The organism is Mycobacterium sp. NGS24 (assembly GCF_059813065.1).
In genome coordinates this window covers 161,009-185,595 of the sequence record NZ_JCALDW010000001.1, presented here as the reverse complement: position 1 = coordinate 185,595, position 24,587 = coordinate 161,009, and the positions used below count along the sequence as shown (strand labels likewise).

Below are 24,587 nucleotides of genomic sequence, written 5' to 3'. Positions count from 1 at the left end.
AGCGCTAGTGGTGCTGTTGCGTCAGCTGCGCCGTGATCACCTGGTTGAGCCGCTGCAATCCGCCGCTGGTCAGTCCGTAGAGCTGAGATTCGATGGTGCGCACCACCGCTGAGTCGCTGAGCACCTTCTCGCTTGATTGGATAAGGATGGTGCCGGCGCCGGTGAAATCGAACTGACGTTCCTCACCCGAGTTGATGCCGAATCGCGCCGCGCCCGCAGCGAGGAAGCTGCCGATCCACCGCTGGTCGTAGTGATGGCTGGGGGACGGGCAATCCGCCCAGCCGACCAACGCTTCGGGGTCGACGCGCGCCGGTGGTTCAACGAACATGACGGGACCGTTGGAGGACGCGAGGAACTTGCCGGTGCCGATCAGGGTGACGAAGCCCGGCACGATCGACTGGTTGAGCGACAAACCCGGTTGGAACGCCAGCAGATTGGCCGCGCGGATGGTCAGGTTGCCGTCGTCGAGGTCATAGGAGTTGATGTCATAGCCGCGGTCGCCGATGATGAGCTTGCCCTGACCCTCGGCGACCGTGTAATCACCGAAATACAGTGGCGCAGAGAACTGTTGCGAGACCATGTGCATCAGCCCACCCTGTAGACCGTGGGTCAGTGCCCGAAACTGCATCTGCCCGTAGTAAGCAATCATGGCGCCCTTACGGATGAACCACGGGTTGAGCAGGTCGATGCAGAACGCGTAGGCGTTGTCCGGAATGTTGTCGTCGTTGGGCAGCGTGTTCGGATTCAGCGATTGGCCAAACGTGCTCACAGCTTCTCCTCCGACGCTTGCACGAAAACGGTTCCCTGCCCATGGCATTTCAGTTGCATCGCTTCACCCGATCCGCGTCCTACCGCGTCCCGCCAACTCATCGCTGTCTTCAACTCGGTCTGCACGTTGCCGTACACGCCGACGAAAGCCTGCGGATCCACCACTATCGGATTGGGGCCTCCCACTTGAAGTTCGAGAACCCCGCCGTGCGCCAGCAGCACCGCGGCGCCGTGTCCGGACAGCTGCGTCGTCCACAAGCCCTGGCCGGTCAGTGCGCCACTGGCCGCGCCACGCAACATGCCCATCATCCCGCCGCCGCCACCACCGCCGGTGCTGGCCACCGAAACCACCGAGGATTGCAGCCCGGCGGTGTTGGCCAGCAACCGCGAGGCCTCGACGCGCAGCACCTGGCCTGGCTGGATCTCGACGATGTGAACTTCAAGGCCGGCGTAGCCGTAATGCGCTTCGCCGCTGCCCTGCGCGATCATGGTGCGCTCGTGTTCGCCCTGCATCATGCGCCCGGCGAGCCGGACGATGCCGCCCATACCGCCCATTTGCCCCGCTCCGGGAACCTGGTGCGGCGCGAAGGCGACGTCGCCGGTGTAGAACAGCATTGCTCCGGTGCGGGCCACGACGCCGCCGGCCTGGCCGACATTGACCTTGACGACCTTCGAGTTGACCTTGGTGAATACCACTGCGGCTCCCTAGCGCTCGGCCGGTTGTATTGAAACGATGCCCTGGCCGTCCCACCGCAGGGAGAAGTTCTCACCGCTGCCCTGGCCCATCGCCGTCCGCCACGACACGTCGGTGATAAACGACTGCTGCATCTGGCCTTTCGCGCACACGAAGGCGTCGGGGTCGACCACCAGGGGGTATTGCGGACTGACCTCCAGGTGAATCAGCGGGCCGCCCGCGGAGAGCAGCGCGACCTGGCCCTGACCGGTGACCACGGTGGTGAACAACCCCTGGCCGGAGGAGGCTCCGCGCAGACCGGTGAACGTCACGTTGGTCTGCAGGTTGCCGGCCAGTGCGAGCAACTGGCGCGACTCCACCTGCAACTGCTCGTTGTTGAGGTTGATGATCGTCACGTTCTGCGCGTTGACCGCCAGGAACACCCGGCCCTGGCCGGTGCATTCCATCAGGCTCAGCGCCTCGCCGGTGACGCGTTGCTTGAGCCCGGCCAGCATGCCCGAGCCGCCCCCGAAGCCGGCGTTCTTGAACGCGATGTTGCCCTCGTAGGCCACCATGGCGCCGGTCAATGCGCGGATGCTGGTGTTGTTCAGATGGGCTTCGATCACTTTTTTGTGCTGCTGATACAACTGCGCCATGTACGCTCCCCAGCCTGTTGACTTGCCAGCGCAAACCTTATCCGATTGGGGTGCTTGGGTCAGCTAGCTCCGAGGTTGCTGATCTACGTGCCTGAATCAGGATTTCCCGCGCTAGTCGGAGTCTGCGCCGCCAGCTGCTCGAGCACCGTGTCGTGCGCATTCTCGCCGAGTACGACGATGACGACGTCGTTGACTTCCGCGTCGGAGGCGGCGATCGTCTCGATAGCTGCTGCGATGGCATCGCGGCCGGGCCAGCCGTAACTTCCCGCGCTGATGAGCGGGAATGCGACGCTTCGCGCGCCGAGTTCGTCGGCGACCTCGAGACAGCGACGGTAGCAGGACACCAATAGGGACCGATCACGCTGCCCCGCTTTGTAATTCGGCCCGACCGTGTGAATAACCCACCGAGCCGGGAGGTCTCCTGCCGTCGTCCAACCCGCGTCGCCGGTGGCGAGCCCGTCGGGAAACCGCTTTACGCAGTCGCGCAGAATTTCAGGACCCCCCGCGCGATGGATGGCACCGTCCACTCCACCGCCACCACGCATGGCGTTGTTCGCGGCGTTGACGATCGCATCGACATTCTGCTCGGTGATATTTCCTCGAACGACACGGATGACTGGCATCACGTGAGTATTCACTCCACGACGCCGTTAAAGTAAATCTCGGCCGCCAATGGCGCAACGCGCGATTACCGCGGCGTTGATGACAGCAAACACCAGATCGTTTGACTCAGATGCCACATCCGCCACATCAGTCCCGCTGTTTACTAGTGCTGCCATGACTCCTGGCTGCGTTTTGTTCGATATTTCGCGTATCCACTCAGCTGCCACGGCTCCGACGAGCATTGACAGCATTGCAATCTGGCAAACGCCTGACGGGTGTCACACCCCTGTCGCATACTGGCTGCGGGGAGGAAGGCAGAATCCGATGGAAACACTTGTGGGCGGGACGTTCGGTAAGTACGAGATTCACCGACTGCTCGGCAAGGGCGGTATGGGTGAGGTGTATGAGGCATTCGACACCGACAAGCGCCGGCCCGTCGCGCTGAAGGTACTCAGCGAACAGTTGGCCGGCGACGCGACGTTCCGGGAGCGATTCCTGCGTGAGTCGCGGGCGGCGGCGATCTTGCAGGAGCCACACGTCATTCCGATTCACGACTGGGGCGAGATCGACCACACGCTGTACATCGACATGCGACTGGTCCAGGGCCAGACCTTGCACGAGATCATCGCCACGCAGGTCCTCACGCCGACACGTGCCATCGAGATCATCAGCCAGGTGGCGGCAGCGCTGGACGCCGCGCATGCCAACGGGCTGATCCATCGCGACGTCAAGCCGCAGAACATCATGGTCACCCCCGACGACTTCGCGTACCTGGTCGACTTCGGCATCGCCGAGACACCCGGAGAGAGTCATCTGACCGTCACGGGCTATCAGGTAGGCAGCTTCGCCTACATGGCGACCGAACGACTGAACAGCGCAGCGCCCGCAACACCAGCGGTGGACGTGTATGCGCTGGCCTGTGTCCTCTACGAGGCATTGACCGGTCGTCAGCCCTTCGTCGGCAACACCGAGCAGGTGATAGCGGCTCACTTGTCGGCGCCGCCGCCGCGGCCCAGTATGGCCAGGTCCACGATTCCGCCGGCCCTCGACGAGGTGATCGCCCGCGGCATGGCCAAACACCCCGACGATCGCTACGGCAGCGCCGGCGCATTTGCGCGCGCGGCCAAGCGCGCCTTGTCGACACCCAGGCCGACAGCGGGTCCCGATCACACGGTTTTCGCATCGCAGTATCAACCCCCACCGCGCATGGATCAGCATTTCAACACGCAATTCAGCTCTGCGCCAACATATTTCGCTGCCCCACCGGGGCAGGATGCGCGCCGGTACCTGGTGCCCACGCTGGCCGCGCTCGCGGCCGCACTGGTGGTGGTCGTCGTCGTCCTCACGGTCGCGGTCGTGGCGAACCGCAACTCGGGTTCGGACTACCCCTCCTCGGCGGTCGCCTATCCAACTTCGACGCAACCCGCTTACGAGACGACGGCTCAGCCGACTGACCAAACTACGACGCCGACGACGACACGCTCGGTGGCGATTCCGACCACGACCGCGGCGCAGGCACCGACGGCCGAGCAGCAATTGCGCCAATACGTCAACCTCGACCGCTCCCTGGTTGCATCGGAAGCCGCCAACAAATGGGTTCCGCAGCTCAGCTCCAAGCGTCCGGGCACCGTCGAGGGTGGCGTCGCCTGGGACAACGCGATGGCGTTACAGGAGCACGAGCGGCTGCGATCGCTCTACAACGCCAAGCTGCTGTGGTCCGGCGACTGGTCGACGTTCTCAGAATCGAACTACTGGGTGACCATCGCGGGGTACAGCTTCAGCGACGCCAGGGGCGCGTTGTCATGGTGCAGCAGCAGGGGATTCGACCGCGATCACTGCATCGCCAAGCTCATCAGCACGACGCACCCGGTGGCGCAGAGCACGGCGTACAACTGAATCGCCAGTCAGAGCCCAGCTGGCTAGGCGCGCTTCACGCTCCGGATGGTGATGTCCGGTGCCGAGCACAACCGGCACGTCAGCGACCGCACTTTCAACCGGATCTTGGAGATTTGTAACGCTTTCTTGCAGAACGGGTATCGGCAACCACACGACAGCGTGATCCACCAATCGGCCGGATGCTCAGCTTCGTTGCAGAACTTCTGGCAGATACACGGAATCTCGGTGTCAAAGTCCAGTGCCGAGAGAATCTCGAGCTCTGGTAAGTGCAGGCACCCCCGAACGGTCATGGATCGAAAGGTTAAAGCTCTAGTTGAGACTTTTCGGTGAGGCGCGCGCAAGGAAGAACAAAATGTCCGGGGATTTCGGTTCGGGCGGCGAAGCGGCCCTACGGACGCGCCGGCAACACCTGCATCCACCCGTCCGTCAACAACTCCAGCAACTGCCCGTCCGGATCCCTGACCATCGCTGATCCCGCGGACACCGTACCGTCGACCACCTCGCCCCCGAAGTCGCCGACGCGATCCAGTACCGCCGCCAGGTTTGACACCGAGAAGGAGATGTGGGTCAACCCGACCTGATCCATGGTCCGCTCGCCGCCACCGGACACCACACGCCCCGAGTAGTCCAGCAGCTCCAGCACCAGCCCGTCCCTGACCAGATAGGTCGCATGCAACCCCACCGGCCGGGGCAGCTGCAGCAGCTGAGCAGTCCCCTCCTCCGGCGCGTCCAACTCCCACCAGTACTCGAATCCGAGCAGGCCCTCGTAGAACCTGCGCGACCGCTCCCTGCTCCGGACGCACAAACCGACATGGTTGAAAATGACCGACTGCGAACCCATTACGACCTCCCGTAGCGGGACAACACGGTGCCACGCGCACTGCCGATCAGGACCGTGGCACGTTCCAGACACCCTCCGACACCAGCTTCGGTCACCCAGGACTGCACGCTCAACACCATCCCTTCCGCCAATGACGCGTTCAGACCGCGTCCCAGGCCGATTGCCGGCGCCTCCGCACCCAAGCCCAGCCCATGGGCCAACAACACCGCCGGCTCACCACGACCCAACCGCTCCCAGGCCCGATACAGATCGGCACCGGTAACCCCGGGCCGGCACGCAGCCACCAGCGCATCCAAACCTGACGAGCACGCCGTCAGCAGCGCGGCAGCCCGAACAGACCTCGACCCACCGACCATCCGCGTGCAGGCCAACCCAGCTTCGTATCCCGCATACAGTGCCCCGGGCGCCAGGACAATCAACTCCCCCTCCCGCACCGGTCGGTCTGTGGCCAGGTGCCGGAAAGGCACCGATCCACTCAAAGGCGTTGCGAAACAAACACTTTCCGAGGGTGCAACGGGCGATCCCAGCGCCGCGATCGACGCGTAGTAGACCCCGAGCAACTCCCGCTCGGTAACGCCTGGCTGCAACGCGGCCTCCAGCGCACCCAGGGCCGACTCCGATATCGCGGATGCCACGTGCAGACAGGTGATCTCCTCAGCCGTCTTCACCCGGCGTGCGGCCTCCATCAGCGGCCCGGCGTCCACTATCTCCCCGAGTTTGGCCAGCCCGGCCAGCAACACGAACGACGGCGAGGTTCCATCGGTACCGATCCGCTTGGCTTTTCGCATCCCGGGTATCGACGCCACCGACGCCATCAGCTTCCTCGGGTTCCAGCTCATCCCGTACAGGTCCTCGCGACCGATTTCCGGCGGGACGCCCTCGTCCCACGACGACAGCAAATGGACACGTCCAGTCGAGCGCACCACCACGGCCAGCGGGGTGAAGGGCAGCACCCCGGCCCGGCCCAGCAGCCGGGCACCGGACACGTAATGCACGTTTCCCGGACCGCTGAGAATCAACGCATCCAGATCGTGAGTTTCCATGCCCGACAGCACTTTCAGCCGCCGCTCGCCACGCAGCCAGCCGAAGTCGATCCGGGCACCGTCCTCCAGGCTCATCGTCCCGACGCGCACCCCTGGATCGCGCGGCACCGGGGTCACGGGGCACACCCGAAGGGCTGGTAGTTGGAACCACTCAGCTTGACCCAGCCCCGATCGGTCACGGCCACGATGTCCGCGGCGCGGAATCCCGCCGCGCCGTCCTCCCAGATCACCGGTTCCAGCACCACGACCATGCCCGGCTGAAGAGCCAAGCCGGCGTCGAATTCGTTGCCCAGGTCGGTTCCGAAAAGGGGCATTTCGGCATTGTCGACGCCCACCCCGTGTGCCAGGTAGAGGTGCGAAAGCCACGGCCGGACACCATTGTTGGCATCGATGGCCGCCTGACAGAGTTGCTGGCCATTCAGTCCCGGTGCCAGGACCTCCAGACACGCATCGACGACGGCGCGCCAGCGGCGAAACTGGGCGAGCTCAGTTGCATTCGGGTGTCGTCCGGTGATCCAGGTGCGTCCGTAGCCCGATGCGTACCCCTCCCACATGATCCCGGCATCCACCCAGATGACGTCGCCGTACCGCAGGAAGCGGTCGGTGGTGACCGTCGGGTATGCGAGGTCACCGTGCAACGTCCATGGGCCCTGTGACCGCCGTGGTGGCATCACCTGAAAGATCGGGTCGATGCCGCCTGCCGAAGCCCCCAACTCGAACACGTGGCGCAGGAACACCGCACTCAAGTCGTTCTGGCGCAGTCCGATCCGCAACGCCTGCAACGCTGCTTCCATCGCCAGTTCGTTGAGCCGCTGCGCCTCCCGGACGCACGCGATTTCGTCCACCGTCTTGACCAATTTGACCGCACCCATCACGCCGGCGGCGGCCACCCATGAAACACCCTGCAATCGGCGGACCATCGCGTGTGACAAGTGGTCGATTCCCACCCGGGCACCAGTCGGGAAATGGTCGGCCACAGCAGCGGCGAATGCATCGATCCCGTCGTCGAGATCGGGAAACAACGGTGGGTGCAGGTGCACACCGAGCGGAACCCCGTCGGCGACGATCGAGTAGAGGTGGGGCATCGGCTCGCCTTTGACCACGATCGCGACCGCGCGGAACAGTGCCGCCCGGTCGCCGTCCATGGCCGGCATCGCGGCACCGGTCGCGTACGTCACCGAGGTGGATGCGAGTAAGACCAGGCCATCCAGCCGCTGCGACGAGAGCTGGGACTGTAGCCGGGCATACCGATCCCGCCGCATCCGTGCGAGATCGGGCCGGTCAGGGATCTGCAATCCGCCGATGGTGGCTCCCGCTGCCCAGTCCTTGATGACGCCCACCCACTTCTCCGCGCGGCCGAACAGCGTAATAACGCAAAGATAGCCCAGTGACAATCGAGCGCCGGAGGCGTGGCACCGCCGACGAACCGCGGAGGCGTCCACTCGTTCGCCCGGGAAGGTATCCGATGGGCGTCCCGCGGCCCGAGGGCCAACCCGCGCTGGACATCAACGAAGTCGACGGCGCCTACCGCCTGGCACATGCCACAAGTTCAAGCCGTTCCTGGCGGAACAGGCGCAAGAATTCTCAACACGCATATCGCCGCTAACGTGATGTGGCGTACTGCAACACCGGCTCGGCGGAATCCACGTGATCGCCGCTGATGATCGAAAGCTGTCGCGGCCGAATCTCATAACGAACTCCGTTGGACGGGTTGGTCACATCGAATCCATCGGAGACCCGCACCGCGTTGCGGAGTTCGATGTTGGCCCCGTCCCGGATCCGTTCACCGCGGTAGTAGTAGCTCTGCGACCCGGTTTGGCAGATCACCGCCAGGGACTGGGCGGTTCGCACCACCGCTGCCGGAGGGTTTCCGACGTCGCATCTTGCCGGGTGGCCGACGAAGCCCAATTCGTCGGCACCATCGACCGGGCCGGACAGCGACAACGACTGCGACGCAGGCGATGTCGATGCACCCGGCACCGCGGTATCGCGTGCAGATCCGGAGCCGAACGCCAAGATGCCGGCCAGCACAGCCGCGACGACCAGCATCGCCGCCGCCAGCCCGCCCACCAGAACCGGTCCCCGGCCAGACTTCTGGACCACCGGCCGTGGCGGTGGCGGGACGGGGTAAGGACTGTTGCCGGTAGCGTCCGGGTTCGGGTATTGCACCCGGAACGGCCGGGTGCGCACCGTGCGACGTGGCACAGCCGGTGCGATGGCCGCAACCGGGGCGGGAACTGGTGCCACGTTGGACCCGGCCGCCAAGCGAACCGCCGTCGCCAACTCACCTGCCGAAGCAAACCGTGCCGCAGGCTGTTTGGCCATTCCGGTGGCGACGATGCCGTCGAAGGACCGGTCGATTCCCCGGCGCATGATGCTGGGTCGGGGCGGCGCCGAGAACATGTGTGCACTGATCAGCTGGTGAATCTCGGGTACCTCGAAAGGCTTTTCGCCAGTGAGGCATTCGTAGAGCACGCACGTCAACGAGTAGACGTCGGTCTGCGCACCCACCCGGTCACCGGTGAACCGTTCCGGCGCCATGTAACCGCACGAGCCGAGCAACGAGCCTGTCGCCGCCGTCATACTGGGGTCACCGCCCGCCTGAGCAATGCCGAAATCGACGAGATAGGCAAAGTTGTCGGCGGTGAGGAGGATGTTTTCCGGCTTGACGTCGCGGTGTACCAGGCCGTCGGCATGCGCCGCATCCAGAGCCGAGGCCACCTGCGTCGTGATCAACGCCGCGTGTGCCGGATCGAGCGCACCGCGCTCGTGCAGCAGGTCTTTGAGGGTGCCTCCGTCGACCAGGCGCATGTCGATGAATAGCACGCCGTCGATCTGACCGAAGTCGTGCACGGGGATGACATGCGGTTCCTGCAGCCGCGCCGCCAATCGGCACTCTCGCCGGAAACGTTCCTGGTACGCCGGGTCCGCCGCCAGTTCCCGGCGCAGCAATTTGACCGCAACCATGCGCCCTCGGGCGGTGTCATAGGCCCGGTACACCTCGCCCATTCCGCCCGCGCCGATCAAGGACCGCAATTCATAGGGTCCGAACCGGGTACCGAGTAGTGAGCCGCTGTGCGGCGACGTCATGCACGTGTCCTTTCCTGGCAGATACCAGGGTTCCCATCCAGGGCCCCCGTTATTCGGCGACGATACGTAGGCTGCGATTCCATGGCGACCGGTCGCACGTCGAGCAGCAGTCGGCTGACCGTCGACGATTGGTTGCAGGCCGGCTACGCGATCATCGCCGACGAAGGCCTCAACGCACTCAAACTCGACCGCCTCTGCGCGCGACTGCACGTCACAAAAGGCAGCTTTTACTGGCACTTCGTCGACATGGCGACCTACCGTCAGACGTTGATCGAATCCTGGGCCCAGCTCAAAGATGAAGACCGTCGCGATATCGAACAGCTGCGCGACATCCCGGCGCGGGACCGCCTGTCCCGGATGATGACGTCGCTGGTACAGCCGAGACAATGGTCACTGGAACGGGCCATGCGCGAATGGGCTCGCTCTGATACGGCCGTCGCCGATGCGGTCCAGAAGGCGGACCGCCGGCTACTCAGCGCAGTGCGCCAAGCATTCCGCGACTGTGGCTTCGACGACGATGAAGCCGAACTGCGCGCTAACACCACCTTCGCCGCCGGCGTGGGACTGCTGCACCTGACCGGTCCGTCGCCCCGGAAATGGTTGCACCATGAGGCCTTTCTCGACTTCATGTTGCGGCAGTGAACATACCAAAAGGTATGGTGTCGCAGTGACCGGCATTTCCGACGACTTCGTGCAACGAATTCAGCAACGCGCCCGAGAGGCCGAAGAACTTCGGCGACTACCAGCTGACACCGTCAAGGAATTGCACGAGTCAGGTCTGCTCGATTTGCTCAAGCCTGCCCGATTCGGCGGTCAGCAGGCTGACTTCCAGGCGATCCTGGATCCAGTCCGCCGGCTCGCCCACGGTTGCACCTCGACCGCCTGGACAGCGGGTTTCTTCACTCTGCACAACTGGATGTTGGCACTGTTCGGCGAGCGGGCGCAGGCGGACGGTTTCGCATCCATTCCATTCCTGGCCTCCTCGCCGCTGGCCCCGACCGGGCGCGGCACACCGACTGCCGGGGGCGTCCGGCTCACCGGTCGCTGGTCGTGGGCCACCGGGGTGATGGAAGGCAACTGGACCATCGTCGGTGCGCTCTGCGGACCCGACGACGGGATTTATCCCGCGTTGGTGCTGGTGCCTGCCGAGGACTATCAGATCGTCGACGTTTGGCAGACCGACGGCATGCGCGCCACCGGCTCCAATGACATCGTGGTCGAGAACGCCTTCGTTCCCGAGCACCGACTCGTCAAGGTCACCGACATCTACGGCGGCACCGCGCCGGGAGCGCTGCTGCACGACACGACCCTCTATCGCTGGCCGATGGTGCCCGCCCTGGCATTCCTCGCGTCGATGCCGGCATTGGGTACTGCCGAGCGAGTGGTCGATCTGTTCACCGACCGGCTCTGCGAAAGGGTCATCGCCTATGAGGGCAGCAAGCAGAAAGACAGGCCCGCGGCGCAGGCGAGGCTGGGTGAAGCTCGGGTTCGGTTGCGCGCGCTACACGGTTTGGTGGCCGACACGATTAACCGGATCGAGACGCTTCTGCAAGCCGGAGAACGGGTTCCGCGTACCGTGCGGGCTGACGCCCGCTTGGCCGCCGCCCACGTCGTGACAGAATCCCGTGCGGTGGTCGGCCACCTACTCGAGGCTTCCGGCGCGAGTGCACATTTTCTGAACAATCCGCTGCAGCGGGCCAAGCGCGACATCGACGTGCTCAGCGGCCATGTGATCTTCGACTACGACGCCAGCCGAGAACTGGCCGGCGCCTTGGCAATCGGGCTTAAGATCTCACCGCTGGCCATGGTCTGAAATCCTCGTCAAGTCGATCACCTCACCGCGGTTGATGCTGACCCAGTCACGACCGTCCAGGTAGGGCCGCAAACTGCGGCCGATCAACTCGGCGTCGACGGCGGACTTGGGACGCTGAATTTCATAGACGTGCGGCAATTCCACCATGCCGGTGACGACGTTCCACAACTTGACCGCCCCGTCCCCTGTCGGCGGATCTACCAACACCGGCCCGAATAGGCACTGGCCGTTGATAAACAGCGTCGGCACCCCGAAGCCTCCCGCGTCGACGACCCGTTGATGCTCGGTGCGTACCTCATCGTGGGTCGTCGAATCCGCTAGTGCCGCATCGAGAATCGTGTCGTCGACACCGATCGAAACCAACAACCTGCGGGCGACATCGGGATCATGCGGCTTGCCACCCAACGTGTGCAGTTCGTGTCCGATTGCGGCATACCAGCGATCGAGCAGGTCCATATCCGAGCGTCTCAACAACGCGCCGATCCGCATCAGCGACCAGCCGTATGACCAATCCCGTTCCCAGGGATGCTTTTTGCCCTCCACCCGGTTGATCTCTTCAAGACTGAAGAACCGCCAGTCGATGGTGATCCCCAGCTGCACACGCACTGCACGGATCCATACCGACGTCTGGAAGGCGAACGGGCACATCGGGTCGAAGTGGAAATCGACGGTGGTCACGGCTGGCGCACCGCCACATTGGCGGTGAACGTGCATGTAGGCGGGGCATCACCGACGATGGAACCGTAATCGGCGACGAGTGTGGTCGTCCCGGCGGTCGACGCGGTGAACGTCCAGACCTCAGTGCCTGGTGCACCCACCCGGTCGGTGCTACCCCGGACGTATTCGTGACCGGTCTGCGTCAGGACCGCGCCGTCGGCGATCTTCGGATCGGGTGTCCAACGATAAGGAGTGCTGTGGTTGGCGCCCAGCGAGACCTTGAGTGTGTCGCCCACCGACAGAGTGACATCCCGAGTAATGGCGTTCTGCTTCAACACTTCGTCCATGGACACGTCGATGGCGTTGGTCGATGCCCTGCCCGGACTCGAACACCCCGATAGCATCACCAGCACGGTCGCCACCGCCAGCAGCCTGACCTTCATCAGTGCACCCTAACCGTTCACCGCCCCAGTCCGGTGCGCGCTGACCGGATCTGGTGCATCTCCGTTGCGGCACGATCATCGGTGCTACGCACTGAGTGCACTTGGATAACCCTGGCGGACAACGTGTTTGGCGAAATAGCCACAGTGCGGCAGCCATTCGCGCGCCACATCGAATACGCGTTTGCGGACGCACCGTAGCCTGGTCGGGTAACTTCAATCCGTGTTTGGCATCATTCGGCCCTGTCGTCATCATCTCGGCGGCGAACTCACCGCGGCTTGGCGCGCCCAACTGTGCGGTCTGTGCCTGGCTCTGCGTGACGACTACGGGCAAGCGGCGCGGATCGCCACCAACTACGACGGCCTGATCGTCTCGCTGCTCGTTGAAGCCCAGTCGGAGGCGGAGCCGATGCGTCGCACCGCTGGGCCCTGCCCGCTGCGCGGTATGAAACGCGCCGACGTCGCGACCGGCGAATGCGTGCGTCTGGCCGCTGTGGTGTCGCTGGCACTGGCCGCGGCGAAGGTCCGTGACCACGTGGATGACCGCGACGGCGTAGTCGGCATGGCGGGGATACGTCCGGCTGCGCGACGCGTCGCCGAACGGTGGGTCCGCCGCGGCACTGATACCGGCCGCCGCTTGGGATTCGACACCGCCGTGCTGGTCCGCGCCATGGACCGGCAGATGGAACTCGAGGCGACCACGGGTCCGGGCAGTCCGTTGCTGACCGTCACCGAGCCGACCGAGACGGCCGTGGCCGCCGCATTCGCCCACACCGCGGTGCTGGCCGGCCGCCCTGCCAATGCGGCACCGCTGCGCGAGGTCGGACAACTCTTCGGACGGGTCGCGCATCTGCTGGACGCGGTCGAGGACTACCACGACGATTTGGCACATGGAAAGTGGAATCCGTTGGCCGCCACCGGGATATCCATGGCCGAGGTCCGCACGCTGTGCGATGATGCGGTGCTGGGCATCGCACTGGCACTGGCCGATGTCGAGTTCACCGACGATCGCCTGCCGCGCCGGCTGTTGACCAAAGAAATACGCCGCTCGGTCTCACGCACCTTCGCCGGTGCCGTCCCGCGGGCCAACTACCCGTATGGCAGCCCGCACGGCGAACAGGACGGCATCAACTTCGGCGGTAACCAGTACGGCATATACGGACCCGGCGGATACCCGCCTCCCGGCCAGCTTCCTCCCGAGCCGAAGAAGAAGCGAGGTTGCTGGGACCGCTGCACCGATGCCTGCTGCTGCGATTGCGATTGCGATTGCGACTGCTGCTGCGACTGCGGAGACTGCTGCGACTGCTCGTAGCCCATAGGCGAGGATGGGCAGGTGTTTGCGCTTGTCGTCATCGTCGCGCTGGTTGCCACCGTCGTCCTGGGTACGCTGCTGGGCCGCCGCTACCGCGTGGGCCCACCGGTTCTGCTCATCTTTCTCGGTGTGCTGCTGGGGCTGATTCCTCGCTTCGGCAATGTGCACATCGATGGCGAACTCGTGCTGCTGCTCTTCCTGCCGGCGATCCTGTACTGGGAGAGCCTGAACACCAGCTTCCGCGAGATCAAGGCCAACATGCGGATCATCGTGATGACCAGCATCGGACTGGTGATCGCCACCGCGTTCGCGGTGTCTTGGACCGCACGGGCGCTGGGCATGGAGTCGCATGCCGCCTCGGTGCTGGGTGCCGTGCTCTCGCCCACCGACGCTGCCGCGGTCGCCGGGCTGGCCAAGAAGCTACCGCGGCGCGCGCTGACCGTGCTGCGGGGCGAGAGCCTGATCAACGACGGCACGGCGCTGGTGCTGTTCGGGGTGACCGTCTCCGTCGCCGTCGGTGGCCACGAGGTTGGCCCGGTCGCGCTGACCGCGCGGTTCATCTACTCCTACCTCGGTGGCATCTCCGCCGGGCTGATCATCGGGTTCCTGGTGACACTATTGCGTCGCCGCATCGACGCACCGCTCGAGGAGGGGGCGCTGAGCCTGCTGACGCCGTTCGCGGCCTTCCTGCTTGCCCAATCGGTCGAATGCAGCGGTGTGGTCGCGGTGCTGGTCTCGGCTCTCGTCATCACCTATGTCAGTCCACGGGTCATCAGGGCCCGGTCGCGACTGCAGTCCTTCGCCTTCTGGGACATCTCGACGTTCCTGATCAACGGATCGCTGTGGGTGTTCGTCGGTGTGCAACTGCCCGGCGCGCTGCGCGGCATCAACGACCACGGCGACGGGCTGCGACGCGCCACAATGCTGGCACTGGCCGTCACCGGCGTGGTCATCGTCACGCGGTTCGCCTGGGTCGAACTCACCACCGTCCTGGGGCGTGCCGTCGACAAGAGCATGCGACGCCGGAGCCGGCATGTTGACTTTCGCCAACGGACCGTCACCAGCTGGGCAGGCTTTCGCGGCGCGGTGTCGCTGGCCGCAGCCCTGGCCGTACCGCTCGAAACCTACACCGGCGCACCGTTTCCCGACCGCAACCTGATCATCTTCGTCGTTTCGGTGGTGATCCTGGTGACGGTTCTGGTCCAGGGCAGCACCCTGCCCGCCGTCGTTCGGTGGGCACGGTTGCCCGAAGACGTTGCCCGCGCCGACGAAGTGCAGCTGGCCCGAACGCGCGGGGCGCAGGCAGCTCTCGAGGCGTTGCCGGAAGTCGCCGCCGAACTCGACGTGGAACCGAAAATTTTGGCGCGTCTGGAAAAGGAATACCAGGAGCACGCCCTGCTCGTGGCGGCCGGCGGTGACGACCCCGGCACCAACGAACTGGCAGAGAAGGTCGACCTGATCCGGGAGGTGCGTCTTCGCGTCCTGGACCGCAAACGTCAAGCCGTCACCAAACTGCGCGACCAACGACAGATTGACGACATCGTGCTGCGCGAGGTGCAGGCCACCATGGACCTGGAAGAGGTCCGACTGCTCGGACCGGCAGACGTCGAGTAGCTAACCGGTGCTACACGGAAGTCGTTTGATGCCGTGGAAAAACGAGGACCGCAGGCGCTCCGGCTCGCCGGTGACGGTGAGACCGGGCACGCCGGCGTACAGCTCTTCGATCATCACCCGCAGTTCCAGACGCGCGAGTTGAGCGCCCAGACAGAAGTGCACTCCCCCGCCACCGAATGCGGCATGACCGGCATCGGTCCGGGTGATGTCGAATTCATCGGGCCGGTCGAACACGTCCTCGTCGCGATTGGCCGACAGGTAGTGCATCAGCACCCAGTCACCGGCGGGGATCTCTTGCCCGCCGATTTCGACATCGCAGGTGACGGTACGGCGGAAGTGCAGGACCGGCGTGGCCCAGCGCAGCAGTTCCTCGACGGCAGGCTTGACCGCCGACGGGTCGCGGGCCAGCAGCGCTTGTTGTTCCGGGTGCTGCGACAACGCCAAAATGCCGTGGCTGAGCGTATTTCGGGTGGTCTCGTTGCCGGCAACGGCCAGCAGTAAGAAAAATTCGTTGAGCTGGTCGCGGTTGAGCTTCTCGCCGTCGACCTCGGCGGCCAGCAACGCCGACAGGATGTCGTCGGTCAGCCCGTGCGTGCGTCGGTGCTTCACCAATTGGTTGCAGTAGGCGAACATTTCAGCGGCGGCCTGACCCAGCGCTTCCGGGGTGGGCGCGTAGTCGGGATCTTCGATGCCCAGGCTGCCGATGGCGTTGCTCCACCGAAACACGTCCAACCTGTCTTCGGCCGGCACACCCAGTACGTCGGCGATCACCTGCAGCGACATCTCCGCGGAAATGTCTGGCACAGCGTCGAATTCACCCTTGTCGGTGATAGTGGCGACGATGTCGCGGGCGACCTTGCGCATGTGCGGTTCCAGGCGTTGCACATTGCGGACGGTGAAACCCTGGTTGATCAGCTTGCGGATCTTGACGTGACGCGGCGGGTCGATCCCCGGCAGCATCGCCGAGGTCGGGGCTGCCTCCACCTCGACCAGCGTGTTGCCTCTGTTGCTGGTGAAGGTGTTGGTGTCGCGGCTGACCAGTCGCACGTCGGCGTGCCGGGTGAGCAGCCACGCCCGGGGCAGGCCGTGCAATTGCACCGGATGGACCGGTGCGGTGGCCCGCAGTCTCTGCAGGGCGTCGAACGGCGCGCCGACGACGAAGGTGTCGGGATCCAGCACCGTTGCGGCGTCCCGGTCGGCGGGGCCGTGTTGATTTTCGACGACCAACGAGCCGAGCTTGGGAACGGTCATGAGGAGGCCTTGATCCCGGCAATGATCACGTCGAGTCCGGCACGGAAGCGCGCGGTGGACGGGCGTTTGGACGGCCGCGTCTCATCCAGACTGACCGAACCCAGCAGATAGGTGTACAGCACCGTATGAGCGGCCGCGGCAACGGGTTTGGCGAGACCGGCCTCGGCCAGCAGCGAGCGGCTCAACCGGTCCAACCGCCGGGCCCGCTCCCCACCCCCGCCGGTCTGCAGAATGTTCGCGATGCCTGGAACCGCCAGTATCACTTCCCTTGCCGCACAATACAGTTCGGCGACCCTTTGATCCCACGGGCCGTCCTGCGGGACCGGGATGTCGGCAAGTACCGATTCTGCCAGCAGGTCCAGAGCGGCCTGTTTCCCCGGCACGTGGTAGTAGACCGACGGCACCGCCGACCCGAGTTCGGCCGCGATTCCCCGCATGGTGACGTGCTGCACGCCGACACGTCGCGCCAGAGTGTGCAGCGAGGCCACCACCTGGTCACGGTCCAGCTCCCCGTACGGACGGCGTACCGCGGAGGTCATTGAATCCTCGTTCGGATTAATTCGAGCACTGTTAGAATCTACCGCGATGAGCACCGGGACCGCAAAGCCGACTGAGTTCCACGAGGGGTGTTGCGCGGTGAGTACCTCGTGAACCGCGTCAAGGCGGGCATTTTCAGCTTCACCGCGGCGGCGCCACCCGGTGACGACGGCAGCTATCTGCGCTGGCACCTGTTGGACCACATGCCCGAGCAGTATCGGTTGCCCGGCATCGTGTACGGACTGCGCTGGATCGCCGACGGTGCCTATCCATCGGCCCGCCTGGCGTCGCACGGCCCGCTGGGCCAGATCGGCAACGCCGTGCACTACCTGGTCGGCGACCCGGTCCAGGACACGTTGGACGACTTCATCGACCTCGGTCGGACGTTGCGGGACATCGGTCGCATGCCCAGCATGCGGCCGCTGCTGCAGATCGGCGGCCTGCCTCTACTGCAGTGCCACGCCGCGCCTCAATCGGCGGTCTCCGCCGAGGTAGTGCCGTTCCGCCCGCACCGCGGCGTGTTGCTGATCGTCGAGGAACCGCGCGGCCCGCGGTTCGATCAGTGGCTGAACTGGTCTGTCGCCGAACATTATCCGGCGCTGCTGGCGGCACCCGGGACCGCGGGTGCCTGGATGTTCGGACCTACATGGAATCCGGCGCCGCGCGGCTGGCGGTCCGAGCCGCAGTACATCACTGTGGTTTACCTCGACAATGACCCGCTGGCTGTCGCGGCTGCTGTGGCACCCCTGGTCGAGGAGCGCTGGCGCTCCGATGCGGTGCAACCGTTATTTGCCGGTCCCCTGCGAAGCATGATCAGCTGGCAGGCCTGGCCCGAAGAAGATTGACCCTCAGGACTGGCCGTGCGCCCGGCGCTAGAGTTGAGCAGTGAACGTGCGCAGCGAGGTGCTGATCAGTGCAGCCGAGCTGGTCAACCTCATCGAAGCCGGCGATCCACTGACCATCCTGGACGTCCGCTGGCAACTCGGCACCCCGGACGGACTTTCGGCCTACCTGGCCGGCCACCTACCCGGTGCTGTTTACGTCTCGCTCGAAGACGATCTCAGCGACCACCAGGTGGCCGGCCGGGGCCGCCATCCGTTGCCGTCGGGATTTCAGCTGCAGGCGGCCGCGCGCCGGTGGGGTATCCACCAAGGCGAGCTCATCGTCGTCTACGACGACTGGAACCGCGCCGGGTCCGCCCGCGCGTGGTGGGTGCTGACCGCGGCGGGACTGCCCAATGTGCGCATCCTGGACGGTGGATTGGCTGCGTGGCGCTCATGCGGGGGCGCAGTAGAGACCGGGCCTGTCAAACCGCCGGCCGGGAATGTGACTGTGCCACATGATGATCTGTACGCCGGCGGCCGACCAACCCTGACGGCCGAGGAAGCAGGTGCGGGCGGCGTGCAATTGTTCGATGCACGCTCTCCCGAACGTTACCGAGGCGACAGCGAGCCCGTCGACCCCGTCGCGGGCCACATTCCCGGCGCGAAGAACCTGCCGTTCGGGACACTGTTGACCCCCGAGGGCAGCTTCCTCGAGACAGAGACTATGAGAAAACACCTGTCCGACAATGGTATTGAACCGGATACGGCTGTCGGAGTGTATTGCGGGTCCGGGGTGACCGCCGCCGTGGTGGTCGCCGGGCTGGCCGCTGCCGGCTATCCGGCGGCGTTATTTCCCGGCTCGTGGTCGGAGTGGAGCTCGGACCCGACGCGTCCCGTGCAACGCTCACCCGGGTTGATCGAGGAGGCACAATGACGTCCGATCGGCGCAGCCAAGCACGGAAAAGCTTGGCAGTCATCGGGTTCGTGCTCGCCCTCACTGCCTGCGCAGCTTCTCCGAAACAATCCGGCGGGACGAGCAGTCCGGGTAGGACGGATCCGCTGGCCGGAATCACGGTGCCCGATGCCTTCACTCCGTTGACAGTTGCCCCGATCAGCCGGCCGACGTTTCCGTTTCCCGGCACCGACGACAAATATCACTTGGCCTTCGACATGCAGGTCACCAACTCCAGTGCCGAACCCTCCGCCCTGACCGCCGTCGACGTCGTCGACGCCCGCGACCCCAAACGCGTGCTGGCGTCGTTCTCCGGCAACCAGCTGGTCGATCCCGCCTGCACCTTCGGCAACTGCAACCGGTTGCGGATCCTGCCCGCCGCACCCGCACCCGACTTCACCATCGCACCCGCGACGTCCAGGTCGTTGCTGCTCGATTTCCGCCTGGACAAGCTGACCGACTTCCCCCGGGCGGTGATGCTGCGGCTGCACGGAACCGGGGTGACCAATCCGGGCGCCTCCAAGGTTCCGGGCCCGATCGACATGCTGGGCGCCCCGTTCGACATCTCGGCCGGCACGCCGCGTGCCATCGCGCCGCCGCTGCGGGGCAACAATTGGGTGGCTTTCAACGGCTGCTGCGATCCCGGCTGGGCGCATCGCGACGCGATATTGCCGCTCAACATGAAACTGAACAACAGCCAGCGCTTCGCGATCGACTGGATGCGGATGAACGACCAGGGCAACTTCTATACCGGTGACCGGACCAGGAACGAGAGCTTCAGCGACTACGGCTCGGGCATCTACGCCGTGGCCGACGGAACCATCGTCTCGACGCTGGACGCTCTCGAGGCCAACGTACCCGGCATCCTGCCCGCGTCCGTGCCCGAACTGGCCGCGAAGCTGACCGTGGACAATGTCGACGGCAACCACATCATCATGGATCTCGGTAGTGGCGTCTATGCCATGTATGCCCACCTGATCCAGGGTTCGCTGATGGTCAAGCCCGGTGACCAGGTCAAGAAGGGTCAGCAGATCGCCAGATTAGGCAATACCGGCAATTCCAATGCGCCGCACCTGCATTTCCAGCTGATGAGCGGCCCGTCGTTGTTCGAGGCCGACGCCCTGCCGTACGTCATCGAAGGTTTCAGCTACCAGGGTCAGCTCGACGCGAATCAGGTGTGGAATGCCGACAACTACCTCAGCGGTTCGTTTTTCGGGCCCGCGATGCTGCCGGCACCTGTCCTGAAAACCAATCAGCTGCCCCTGCTGCTGGGCGTCGTGACGTTCCCCCACACCTAACCTCGAAAGGCCGAGATCATGGACATTTTCGTGGAATGGCACAGTGGCGGAACGGAATTGAGCTGGCGATCGACCACCGATGCCAACGACGGGCAGCGGGTCACGGTGTTTTTGCGCAGGTTCGGCAGACCGGGGGCGCCCGCATTGGTGTGCGTACACGGCTTCCCGACGTCCAGTGTCGACTACTACCCGTTGGCGCGTGCACTGAGCGAAGATTTCGAGATTTTCGCCCTCGACTTTCCCGGCTACGGTGTATCCGACAAGCCACCCGAGCCGTACGTCTACTCGCTCTACGACGACGCACGACTGCTGGTCCACGCGATCACTGAGGTCTGGAAACTGACCGACTACCGCATGATCACCCATGACCGCGGAAGCAGCGTCGGCATGATCGCGGCCGGCCTGTTGGCGGAGAAGTCCGCACTGCCAGTCGATCTCATCATCACCAATGCAAACATCTACCTGCCGTTGTCCAACCTCACCGCGTTCCAACTCGCGCTGCTCGACTCCGCAACGGGACGGGCAGCCGCCGCCGAAACCACCCCGGAGCTACTGGCCGCCGGACTCGGGATCACCACCTTCATGCCGCGCCGCACCACCGGGGATGCCGAGATCTCCGCCCTGGCAAAATGCTTTGCCTACAACGACGGCATCCGTGTCCTGCCGGACACCATCCAGTATCTGCACGAGCGCGCTGCCGATGAAAAGCGTTGGCTCGAGGCTCTTTCCAAGATCCCCGTCAACGCCACTCTGGTGTGGGGCCTGCACGACACGGTAGCCCCGCTGCGGGTCGCGAACCACGTCTGGCAGGCCTACCTGCGGAATATGCCGGGCCAGAGCCGTTACTGGGTGATACCGACCGCCGATCACTACCTGCAATGTGATGCCCCGGCCGAGGTCGCTCACATCCTTCGGCTCACCGCTCAGGGCAAAGACATCAACCTGCATCTGCAGACACTCGGAGACCGACCTGAGGGGGCGGTGTTGGTGGATCAGAAGGCTTAAAGCGACACCGTTGCACCGCGTTCGATCTCGATGACACGGTCCGCCCAGCCGCGACGCTGCATCTCTGCCGTGAAATCCGCCAGCGGAGAAGCGAAGACGGTGTAATCGTCGAAGTGGACCGGAATCATCTTCGGCAGGTCGAGCAGCTCGACAAGTCCGGCGCCTTGTTGCGCATCCATCGTCACGGTGAGCCCGAACGGCAATCGGGAGCCGGCGGGCAGCCGGGTCCCGCCCAGGTGCAGTATGCCGACGTCGATGGCTTCGAACCGAACCGGAATCTCGCCCAGTTCGTCGATGAGCAAGGTATCCCCGGAAACGTAGATGCGTCGGCTCTCTGCTGCGTGGATGGAGCCGAACTCGAGCATGCTGCCCATGACCGGCGGAAGGAGCCGATTGGCCCACACCGGAGCGTGCCGGCCCGGTAGCGCCGTCACCGTGAGCTGGACGTCACCCTTGACGAGGTGGTGCGTCTGCCAGGTCGATAGTGCCGTCGCCCGGTCAAATCCTTTCGTCCGCAACCTGTTCGCCGCGGGCGGCGTGGTCAGGACCGGTAGTTCGCGATTCAGTCGTTTCGATGTCACCCGGTCCCAGTGATCCCCGTGCAGATGTGACAGCAGAACGACATCTACCGCCGGCAGCTGCTCGATGGAGAGAGCGGGCTCCTTGCGGCGCTTGGAGATCAGGCCGTGGCCGAGGTACGCGTGCTGACCCCTGTGCAGGAAATTGGGGTCGGTCAACACCGTGATCTCCCCGGCACGAATCAGCGTCGTGGCGTTTCCGACAAAGGTCACGGTGATGTCCATGATGGCTGCGTGTTCCCGCAGGAATGGAGCTGAAACGCCTACTGCTGAACCAATCAGCTGAACAGCGACTGACCGATGTAGTGCCCCTGGCTGGGCGCGGGAGGTACGGCAAAGATCGCCGACCCGATGTGCCGGATGTACTCGTTCAGCAAATCGTTGGCGCCTAACCGGTTCTGCAGCCGGATGAAGTTCAGCGGATCATTCTGATAGGAGATGAACAGCAGCCCGGCGTTGAGCTGGCCGGTGGCGTCCAGTCCGTCGGTGTAGTTGTAGGAGCGACGGCGGATCATGATGCCGTTGTTGTTTTCCCGTGCGGCCAAGCCGATATGGGACAGCGGGTCGATCGCCGGCTTTCCGTCCGGTCCCGTTGCCGCGAAATCCGGCGTGTCGAATTCGGCGTTGCCGCCCAGCGGTGCACCCTCCTGTTTGCTGCGACCGATGACCTGCTGCTGGTCACCGATTCGGTCGGTGTCCCAGGTTTCCAGCAGCATGCGGATTTTTCGCGCGACCTGGTAGGTACCGCCGTTCATCCAGGCCTGATCGCTGTTGTCGACCCACACGAACCGGCGGTACTGCTCGTCGGTCATCACGTTGCGGGTTCCGTCCTTGAACCCCATCAGATTTCGCGGAGTGGCCTGGCCGGGGCCGGCCGAGGCACGACCGAAACCGAGCACCTGCCACAGCGGTGCGGCGATATTACGACCCAGGCGGGTCAGGTTGCGGGTGGCGTGGTAGCAGACCTGCGGGTCATCGGCGCAAGCCTGCACCGACACGTCGCCACCGCGTAGCCGTGGGTCCAGATAATCACCGTTGAGCGGCGGCAGGTCGGCGAACAACGCCGGCCGCTTGCCGGCAAGTCCGAACCTGTCGCCGAACACCGACGGTCCCAGCCCGACGGTGACGGTCAGACCCGCGGGACTGAGCCCGAAGGCCTCGCCGGTGTCGGCCGGTGGCTGCACTTCGACCGACGGCTGCACTGCGCCAACGGGATTGCCTTGCTGGAACACCGCGGCCGCCGCGGACCACCGGGCCAATAACGCCTGCAGGTCGGGACGTCCGGCGCCGGGGGCCAGCGAGAAGGACATGAATACGCAATAGCGCTGCGGGGGCGTCGCAATACCGCCCTGGTGCGTCTGCCCGTAAAAAGGGTAGCGGCGGCTTAGATCGACCGTGTCGTGATCGTCTCGGTCACCGCGCTCGGCCATCGCGTAACCGGCCGCCCCGCCCCCGACGGCACCGGTCAGTCCGGCGAGCATCGTGCCGCCGAGCACTCGCCGCCGCGAAACCGGTATGCTGCCAGACGGTTTCGGCGGATCGTTGCTGTCGTCGTCGGTCATGTCAGTTCGCCGTGACCACTTTCTGGGCTACCACGGACAGGCTCTGGTGCAACGGCTGGATGACCGCGGTCAACTTCGGTGCGTCACGGGCCTGGAGTTCGTAGACGAAAGTTTGGTAGCCGCCCAACGCTGTCGGGTCGCGATACCCGGCCAGCACGGTCAGTACATCCTGAAACTGTTGGTCGATCTGCTTGACCAGATTGCTGTCGATCTTGTCCAACCCCGGTCGCAGCGCCGCGTAGGCCTGCTGAGCACCCTCCACGTTCGCGGCGAAGTCGACGAGATCGATGTGACTGAAGGCTTCTTCTTCGCCGGTGATCTTATTGTTCTGCACTTCCTCGATCAGGTCCGCCGCCCCATTTGCCAGGTCCTCAGGCCGGTACTGCAGGCTGGTGACAGTGTCCTTCAACTTGCCCACGTTGCCCAGCAATTCGGTGCTGAGCGCCTTAGTGCCGGCGGTGATGGCCCCGGCCTGCCACAGGTCACGTTCGATGGCGTGGAAGCCTTTCCAACCGACTTTCGCATCCACCGGAGTGGACTCGCGCATGTCGATCAGATAGTCGAGGTTGCCGGCGTTGTCGCCGACGGCAAACCCGGGCAGCACAAACCCCTCGACACTGGTCTCAGCACGTTCGTAGAACGGCCGCGCTCTGGCGTAGGCCGTCTTGGCCCCGTCGAGATTCCCGGCCTGGACGGCGCCATTGAGCCCCTGCACGGCGTCGTTCAGCTGCTCGATCTGATTGACGATGTAGGCCGCATAATCTTTGGTGCCCTGGCCCAGGATGGTCGCCACCGTGCCGGTGGCCGGCGCCGGAGCCCGCCCGGTCACTGTCAGGGTCTGGTACTCGATTTCAGCGCCCGGGCAATAGATCTGGTACGAGCCGCCGTCCAGGGTGACGGTGAACGAGACCGAATCCAACCCTGGGGCGAGGTTCTCTTTTTCGCCGACGATGCGTTGATCTTTGAGCAACTCCACTTCGGAGATGCCCGGTGCACTCGTGTTCGACGCCGTGAATGTCACCGGTCCGGCCGGCACCGTGGTGGTGCTCAGCACGCAACGGTCCTTGCCGCTGTCGTTGGTCATCGTCACCGAGACCTGGTGGGTCCCGGACCTGGGCGGGTCGGTGTCGCCGGAACTGCACCCAGTCATGAGCACTGCTGCGGCGGTCGCGAT

Annotated in this window: 25 protein-coding genes; 9 read left to right on the top strand and 16 right to left on the bottom strand. The window is 64.7% G+C overall.

From position 1 onward, the window contains the following. Window positions 1–4: 4 nt before the first annotated feature. The 4 genes from AC5Y6Y_RS00900 to AC5Y6Y_RS00885 form a co-directional block, all read right to left on the bottom strand. Window positions 5–769, bottom strand: coding sequence for an AIM24 family protein (locus AC5Y6Y_RS00900; RefSeq protein ID WP_463824598.1), 765 nt, complete (start codon window positions 767–769; stop codon window positions 5–7). Beyond that, window positions 766–1,464 carry an AIM24 family protein gene (locus AC5Y6Y_RS00895; RefSeq protein ID WP_463824599.1) on the bottom strand — a complete coding sequence of 233 codons (699 nt, stop codon included), beginning with the start codon at window positions 1,462–1,464 and terminating at the stop codon, window positions 766–768. The genes AC5Y6Y_RS00900 and AC5Y6Y_RS00895 overlap by 4 nt, the downstream gene beginning before the upstream one ends. Window positions 1,465–1,473: 9 nt before the next feature. After that, window positions 1,474–2,097: an AIM24 family protein gene (locus AC5Y6Y_RS00890; RefSeq protein WP_463824600.1), complete on the bottom strand. Its 624-nt coding sequence runs from the start codon at window positions 2,095–2,097 to the stop codon at window positions 1,474–1,476. 83 nt (window positions 2,098–2,180) lie between these two features. After that, window positions 2,181–2,720, bottom strand: coding sequence for an O-acetyl-ADP-ribose deacetylase (locus AC5Y6Y_RS00885; protein WP_499923163.1), 540 nt, complete (start codon window positions 2,718–2,720; stop codon window positions 2,181–2,183). Between the two features lie 304 nt (window positions 2,721–3,024). Here AC5Y6Y_RS00885 and AC5Y6Y_RS00880 point away from each other — a divergent pair, with 304 nt between their 5' ends. Beyond that, a complete protein-coding gene (locus tag AC5Y6Y_RS00880) occupies window positions 3,025–4,596 on the top strand; it encodes a serine/threonine-protein kinase (RefSeq protein WP_499928968.1) in 1,572 nt (523 codons plus the stop codon). A gap of 23 nt (window positions 4,597–4,619) precedes the next feature. Here the strand turns inward: AC5Y6Y_RS00880 and AC5Y6Y_RS00875 are convergent, their stop codons facing one another. From AC5Y6Y_RS00875 to AC5Y6Y_RS00855, 5 genes are all read right to left on the bottom strand, one after another. Further along, window positions 4,620–4,886 (bottom strand): hypothetical protein, encoded by a 267-nt coding sequence (locus AC5Y6Y_RS00875; protein WP_463824605.1) that lies wholly within the window; start codon window positions 4,884–4,886, stop codon window positions 4,620–4,622. Between the two features lie 98 nt (window positions 4,887–4,984). Beyond that, entirely contained in the window at window positions 4,985–5,437 is a 453-nt protein-coding gene (locus AC5Y6Y_RS00870; RefSeq protein ID WP_499928966.1) for a VOC family protein, read from the bottom strand. Further along, window positions 5,437–6,597, bottom strand: a complete 1,161-nt coding sequence (locus tag AC5Y6Y_RS00865) for a M24 family metallopeptidase (protein WP_463824607.1) — start codon at window positions 6,595–6,597, stop codon at window positions 5,437–5,439. Before AC5Y6Y_RS00865 ends, AC5Y6Y_RS00870 begins: the two co-directional genes overlap by 1 nt. Next, window positions 6,594–7,820, bottom strand: coding sequence for a M24 family metallopeptidase (locus AC5Y6Y_RS00860; protein WP_499928964.1), 1,227 nt, complete (start codon window positions 7,818–7,820; stop codon window positions 6,594–6,596). The genes AC5Y6Y_RS00865 and AC5Y6Y_RS00860 overlap by 4 nt, the downstream gene beginning before the upstream one ends. 262 nt (window positions 7,821–8,082) lie before the next feature. Beyond that, window positions 8,083–9,570: a serine/threonine-protein kinase gene (locus tag AC5Y6Y_RS00855; protein ID WP_499928962.1), complete on the bottom strand. Its 1,488-nt coding sequence runs from the start codon at window positions 9,568–9,570 to the stop codon at window positions 8,083–8,085. Window positions 9,571–9,651: 81 nt separating this feature from the next. Here AC5Y6Y_RS00855 and AC5Y6Y_RS00850 point away from each other — a divergent pair, with 81 nt between their 5' ends. Together AC5Y6Y_RS00850 and AC5Y6Y_RS00845 are read left to right on the top strand one after the other, a co-directional pair. Continuing rightward, window positions 9,652–10,212, top strand: a complete 561-nt coding sequence (locus tag AC5Y6Y_RS00850; RefSeq protein ID WP_499928960.1) for a TetR/AcrR family transcriptional regulator — start codon at window positions 9,652–9,654, stop codon at window positions 10,210–10,212. Window positions 10,213–10,237: 25 nt separating this feature from the next. Then, a complete protein-coding gene (locus AC5Y6Y_RS00845; RefSeq protein WP_499928959.1) occupies window positions 10,238–11,383 on the top strand; it encodes an acyl-CoA dehydrogenase family protein in 1,146 nt (381 codons plus the stop codon). On the opposite strand, the gene AC5Y6Y_RS00840 is transcribed toward AC5Y6Y_RS00845, so the two are convergent. After that, window positions 11,363–12,061, bottom strand: a complete 699-nt coding sequence (locus tag AC5Y6Y_RS00840; protein ID WP_499928957.1) for a mycothiol-dependent nitroreductase Rv2466c family protein — start codon at window positions 12,059–12,061, stop codon at window positions 11,363–11,365. The genes AC5Y6Y_RS00845 and AC5Y6Y_RS00840 overlap by 21 nt on opposite strands. Beyond that, on the bottom strand, window positions 12,058–12,483 hold the full coding sequence (locus tag AC5Y6Y_RS00835; protein ID WP_463824613.1) for a protease inhibitor I42 family protein: 426 nt from the start codon (window positions 12,481–12,483) through the stop codon (window positions 12,058–12,060). Before AC5Y6Y_RS00835 ends, AC5Y6Y_RS00840 begins: the two co-directional genes overlap by 4 nt. 220 nt (window positions 12,484–12,703) lie before the next feature. On the opposite strand from AC5Y6Y_RS00835, the gene AC5Y6Y_RS00830 reads away from it, so the two are divergent. Next, window positions 12,704–13,792, top strand: coding sequence for a DUF5685 family protein (locus AC5Y6Y_RS00830; protein ID WP_499928955.1), 1,089 nt, complete (start codon window positions 12,704–12,706; stop codon window positions 13,790–13,792). 21 nt (window positions 13,793–13,813) lie between these two features. After that, entirely contained in the window at window positions 13,814–15,406 is a 1,593-nt protein-coding gene (locus AC5Y6Y_RS00825) for a Na+/H+ antiporter (protein ID WP_499928953.1), read from the top strand. On the opposite strand, the gene AC5Y6Y_RS00820 is transcribed toward AC5Y6Y_RS00825, so the two are convergent. Together AC5Y6Y_RS00820 and AC5Y6Y_RS00815 are read right to left on the bottom strand one after the other, a co-directional pair. Next, window positions 15,407–16,657: a cytochrome P450 gene (locus tag AC5Y6Y_RS00820; RefSeq protein WP_463824616.1), complete on the bottom strand. Its 1,251-nt coding sequence runs from the start codon at window positions 16,655–16,657 to the stop codon at window positions 15,407–15,409. Continuing rightward, entirely contained in the window at window positions 16,654–17,196 is a 543-nt protein-coding gene (locus tag AC5Y6Y_RS00815) for a TetR/AcrR family transcriptional regulator (RefSeq protein ID WP_463824617.1), read from the bottom strand. The genes AC5Y6Y_RS00820 and AC5Y6Y_RS00815 overlap by 4 nt, the downstream gene beginning before the upstream one ends. 108 nt (window positions 17,197–17,304) lie before the next feature. Between AC5Y6Y_RS00815 and AC5Y6Y_RS00810 the strand changes: the two genes are divergently transcribed. The 4 genes from AC5Y6Y_RS00810 to AC5Y6Y_RS00795 are packed head-to-tail and all read left to right on the top strand — an operon-like array spanning window position 17,305 to window position 21,273. Further along, on the top strand, window positions 17,305–18,039 hold the full coding sequence (locus tag AC5Y6Y_RS00810; RefSeq protein WP_463824618.1) for a hypothetical protein: 735 nt from the start codon (window positions 17,305–17,307) through the stop codon (window positions 18,037–18,039). 40 nt (window positions 18,040–18,079) lie between these two features. Beyond that, on the top strand, window positions 18,080–18,952 hold the full coding sequence (locus tag AC5Y6Y_RS00805; protein ID WP_463824619.1) for a sulfurtransferase: 873 nt from the start codon (window positions 18,080–18,082) through the stop codon (window positions 18,950–18,952). Then, the gene (locus AC5Y6Y_RS00800; protein ID WP_499922839.1) at window positions 18,949–20,268 is read left to right on the top strand and encodes a M23 family metallopeptidase; all 1,320 of its coding nucleotides are present in this window, start codon (window positions 18,949–18,951) and stop codon (window positions 20,266–20,268) included. The genes AC5Y6Y_RS00805 and AC5Y6Y_RS00800 overlap by 4 nt, the downstream gene beginning before the upstream one ends. A gap of 18 nt (window positions 20,269–20,286) precedes the next feature. After that, window positions 20,287–21,273 (top strand): alpha/beta fold hydrolase, encoded by a 987-nt coding sequence (locus AC5Y6Y_RS00795; protein WP_499928949.1) that lies wholly within the window; start codon window positions 20,287–20,289, stop codon window positions 21,271–21,273. Here AC5Y6Y_RS00795 and AC5Y6Y_RS00790 read toward each other — a convergent pair. From AC5Y6Y_RS00790 to efeO, 3 genes are read right to left on the bottom strand one after another with little or no spacing between them, the layout of a single operon-like run. Next, on the bottom strand, window positions 21,270–22,076 hold the full coding sequence (locus tag AC5Y6Y_RS00790) for an MBL fold metallo-hydrolase (RefSeq protein ID WP_499928947.1): 807 nt from the start codon (window positions 22,074–22,076) through the stop codon (window positions 21,270–21,272). The genes AC5Y6Y_RS00795 and AC5Y6Y_RS00790 overlap by 4 nt on opposite strands. Before the next feature lie 53 nt (window positions 22,077–22,129). Continuing rightward, window positions 22,130–23,413: an iron uptake transporter deferrochelatase/peroxidase subunit gene (gene efeB, locus AC5Y6Y_RS00785; protein ID WP_499928945.1), complete on the bottom strand. Its 1,284-nt coding sequence runs from the start codon at window positions 23,411–23,413 to the stop codon at window positions 22,130–22,132. 1 nt (window position 23,414) lies between these two features. After that, on the bottom strand, window positions 23,415–24,563 hold the full coding sequence (efeO, locus tag AC5Y6Y_RS00780; RefSeq protein ID WP_499928943.1) for an iron uptake system protein EfeO: 1,149 nt from the start codon (window positions 24,561–24,563) through the stop codon (window positions 23,415–23,417). Window positions 24,564–24,587 lie beyond the last annotated feature (24 nt).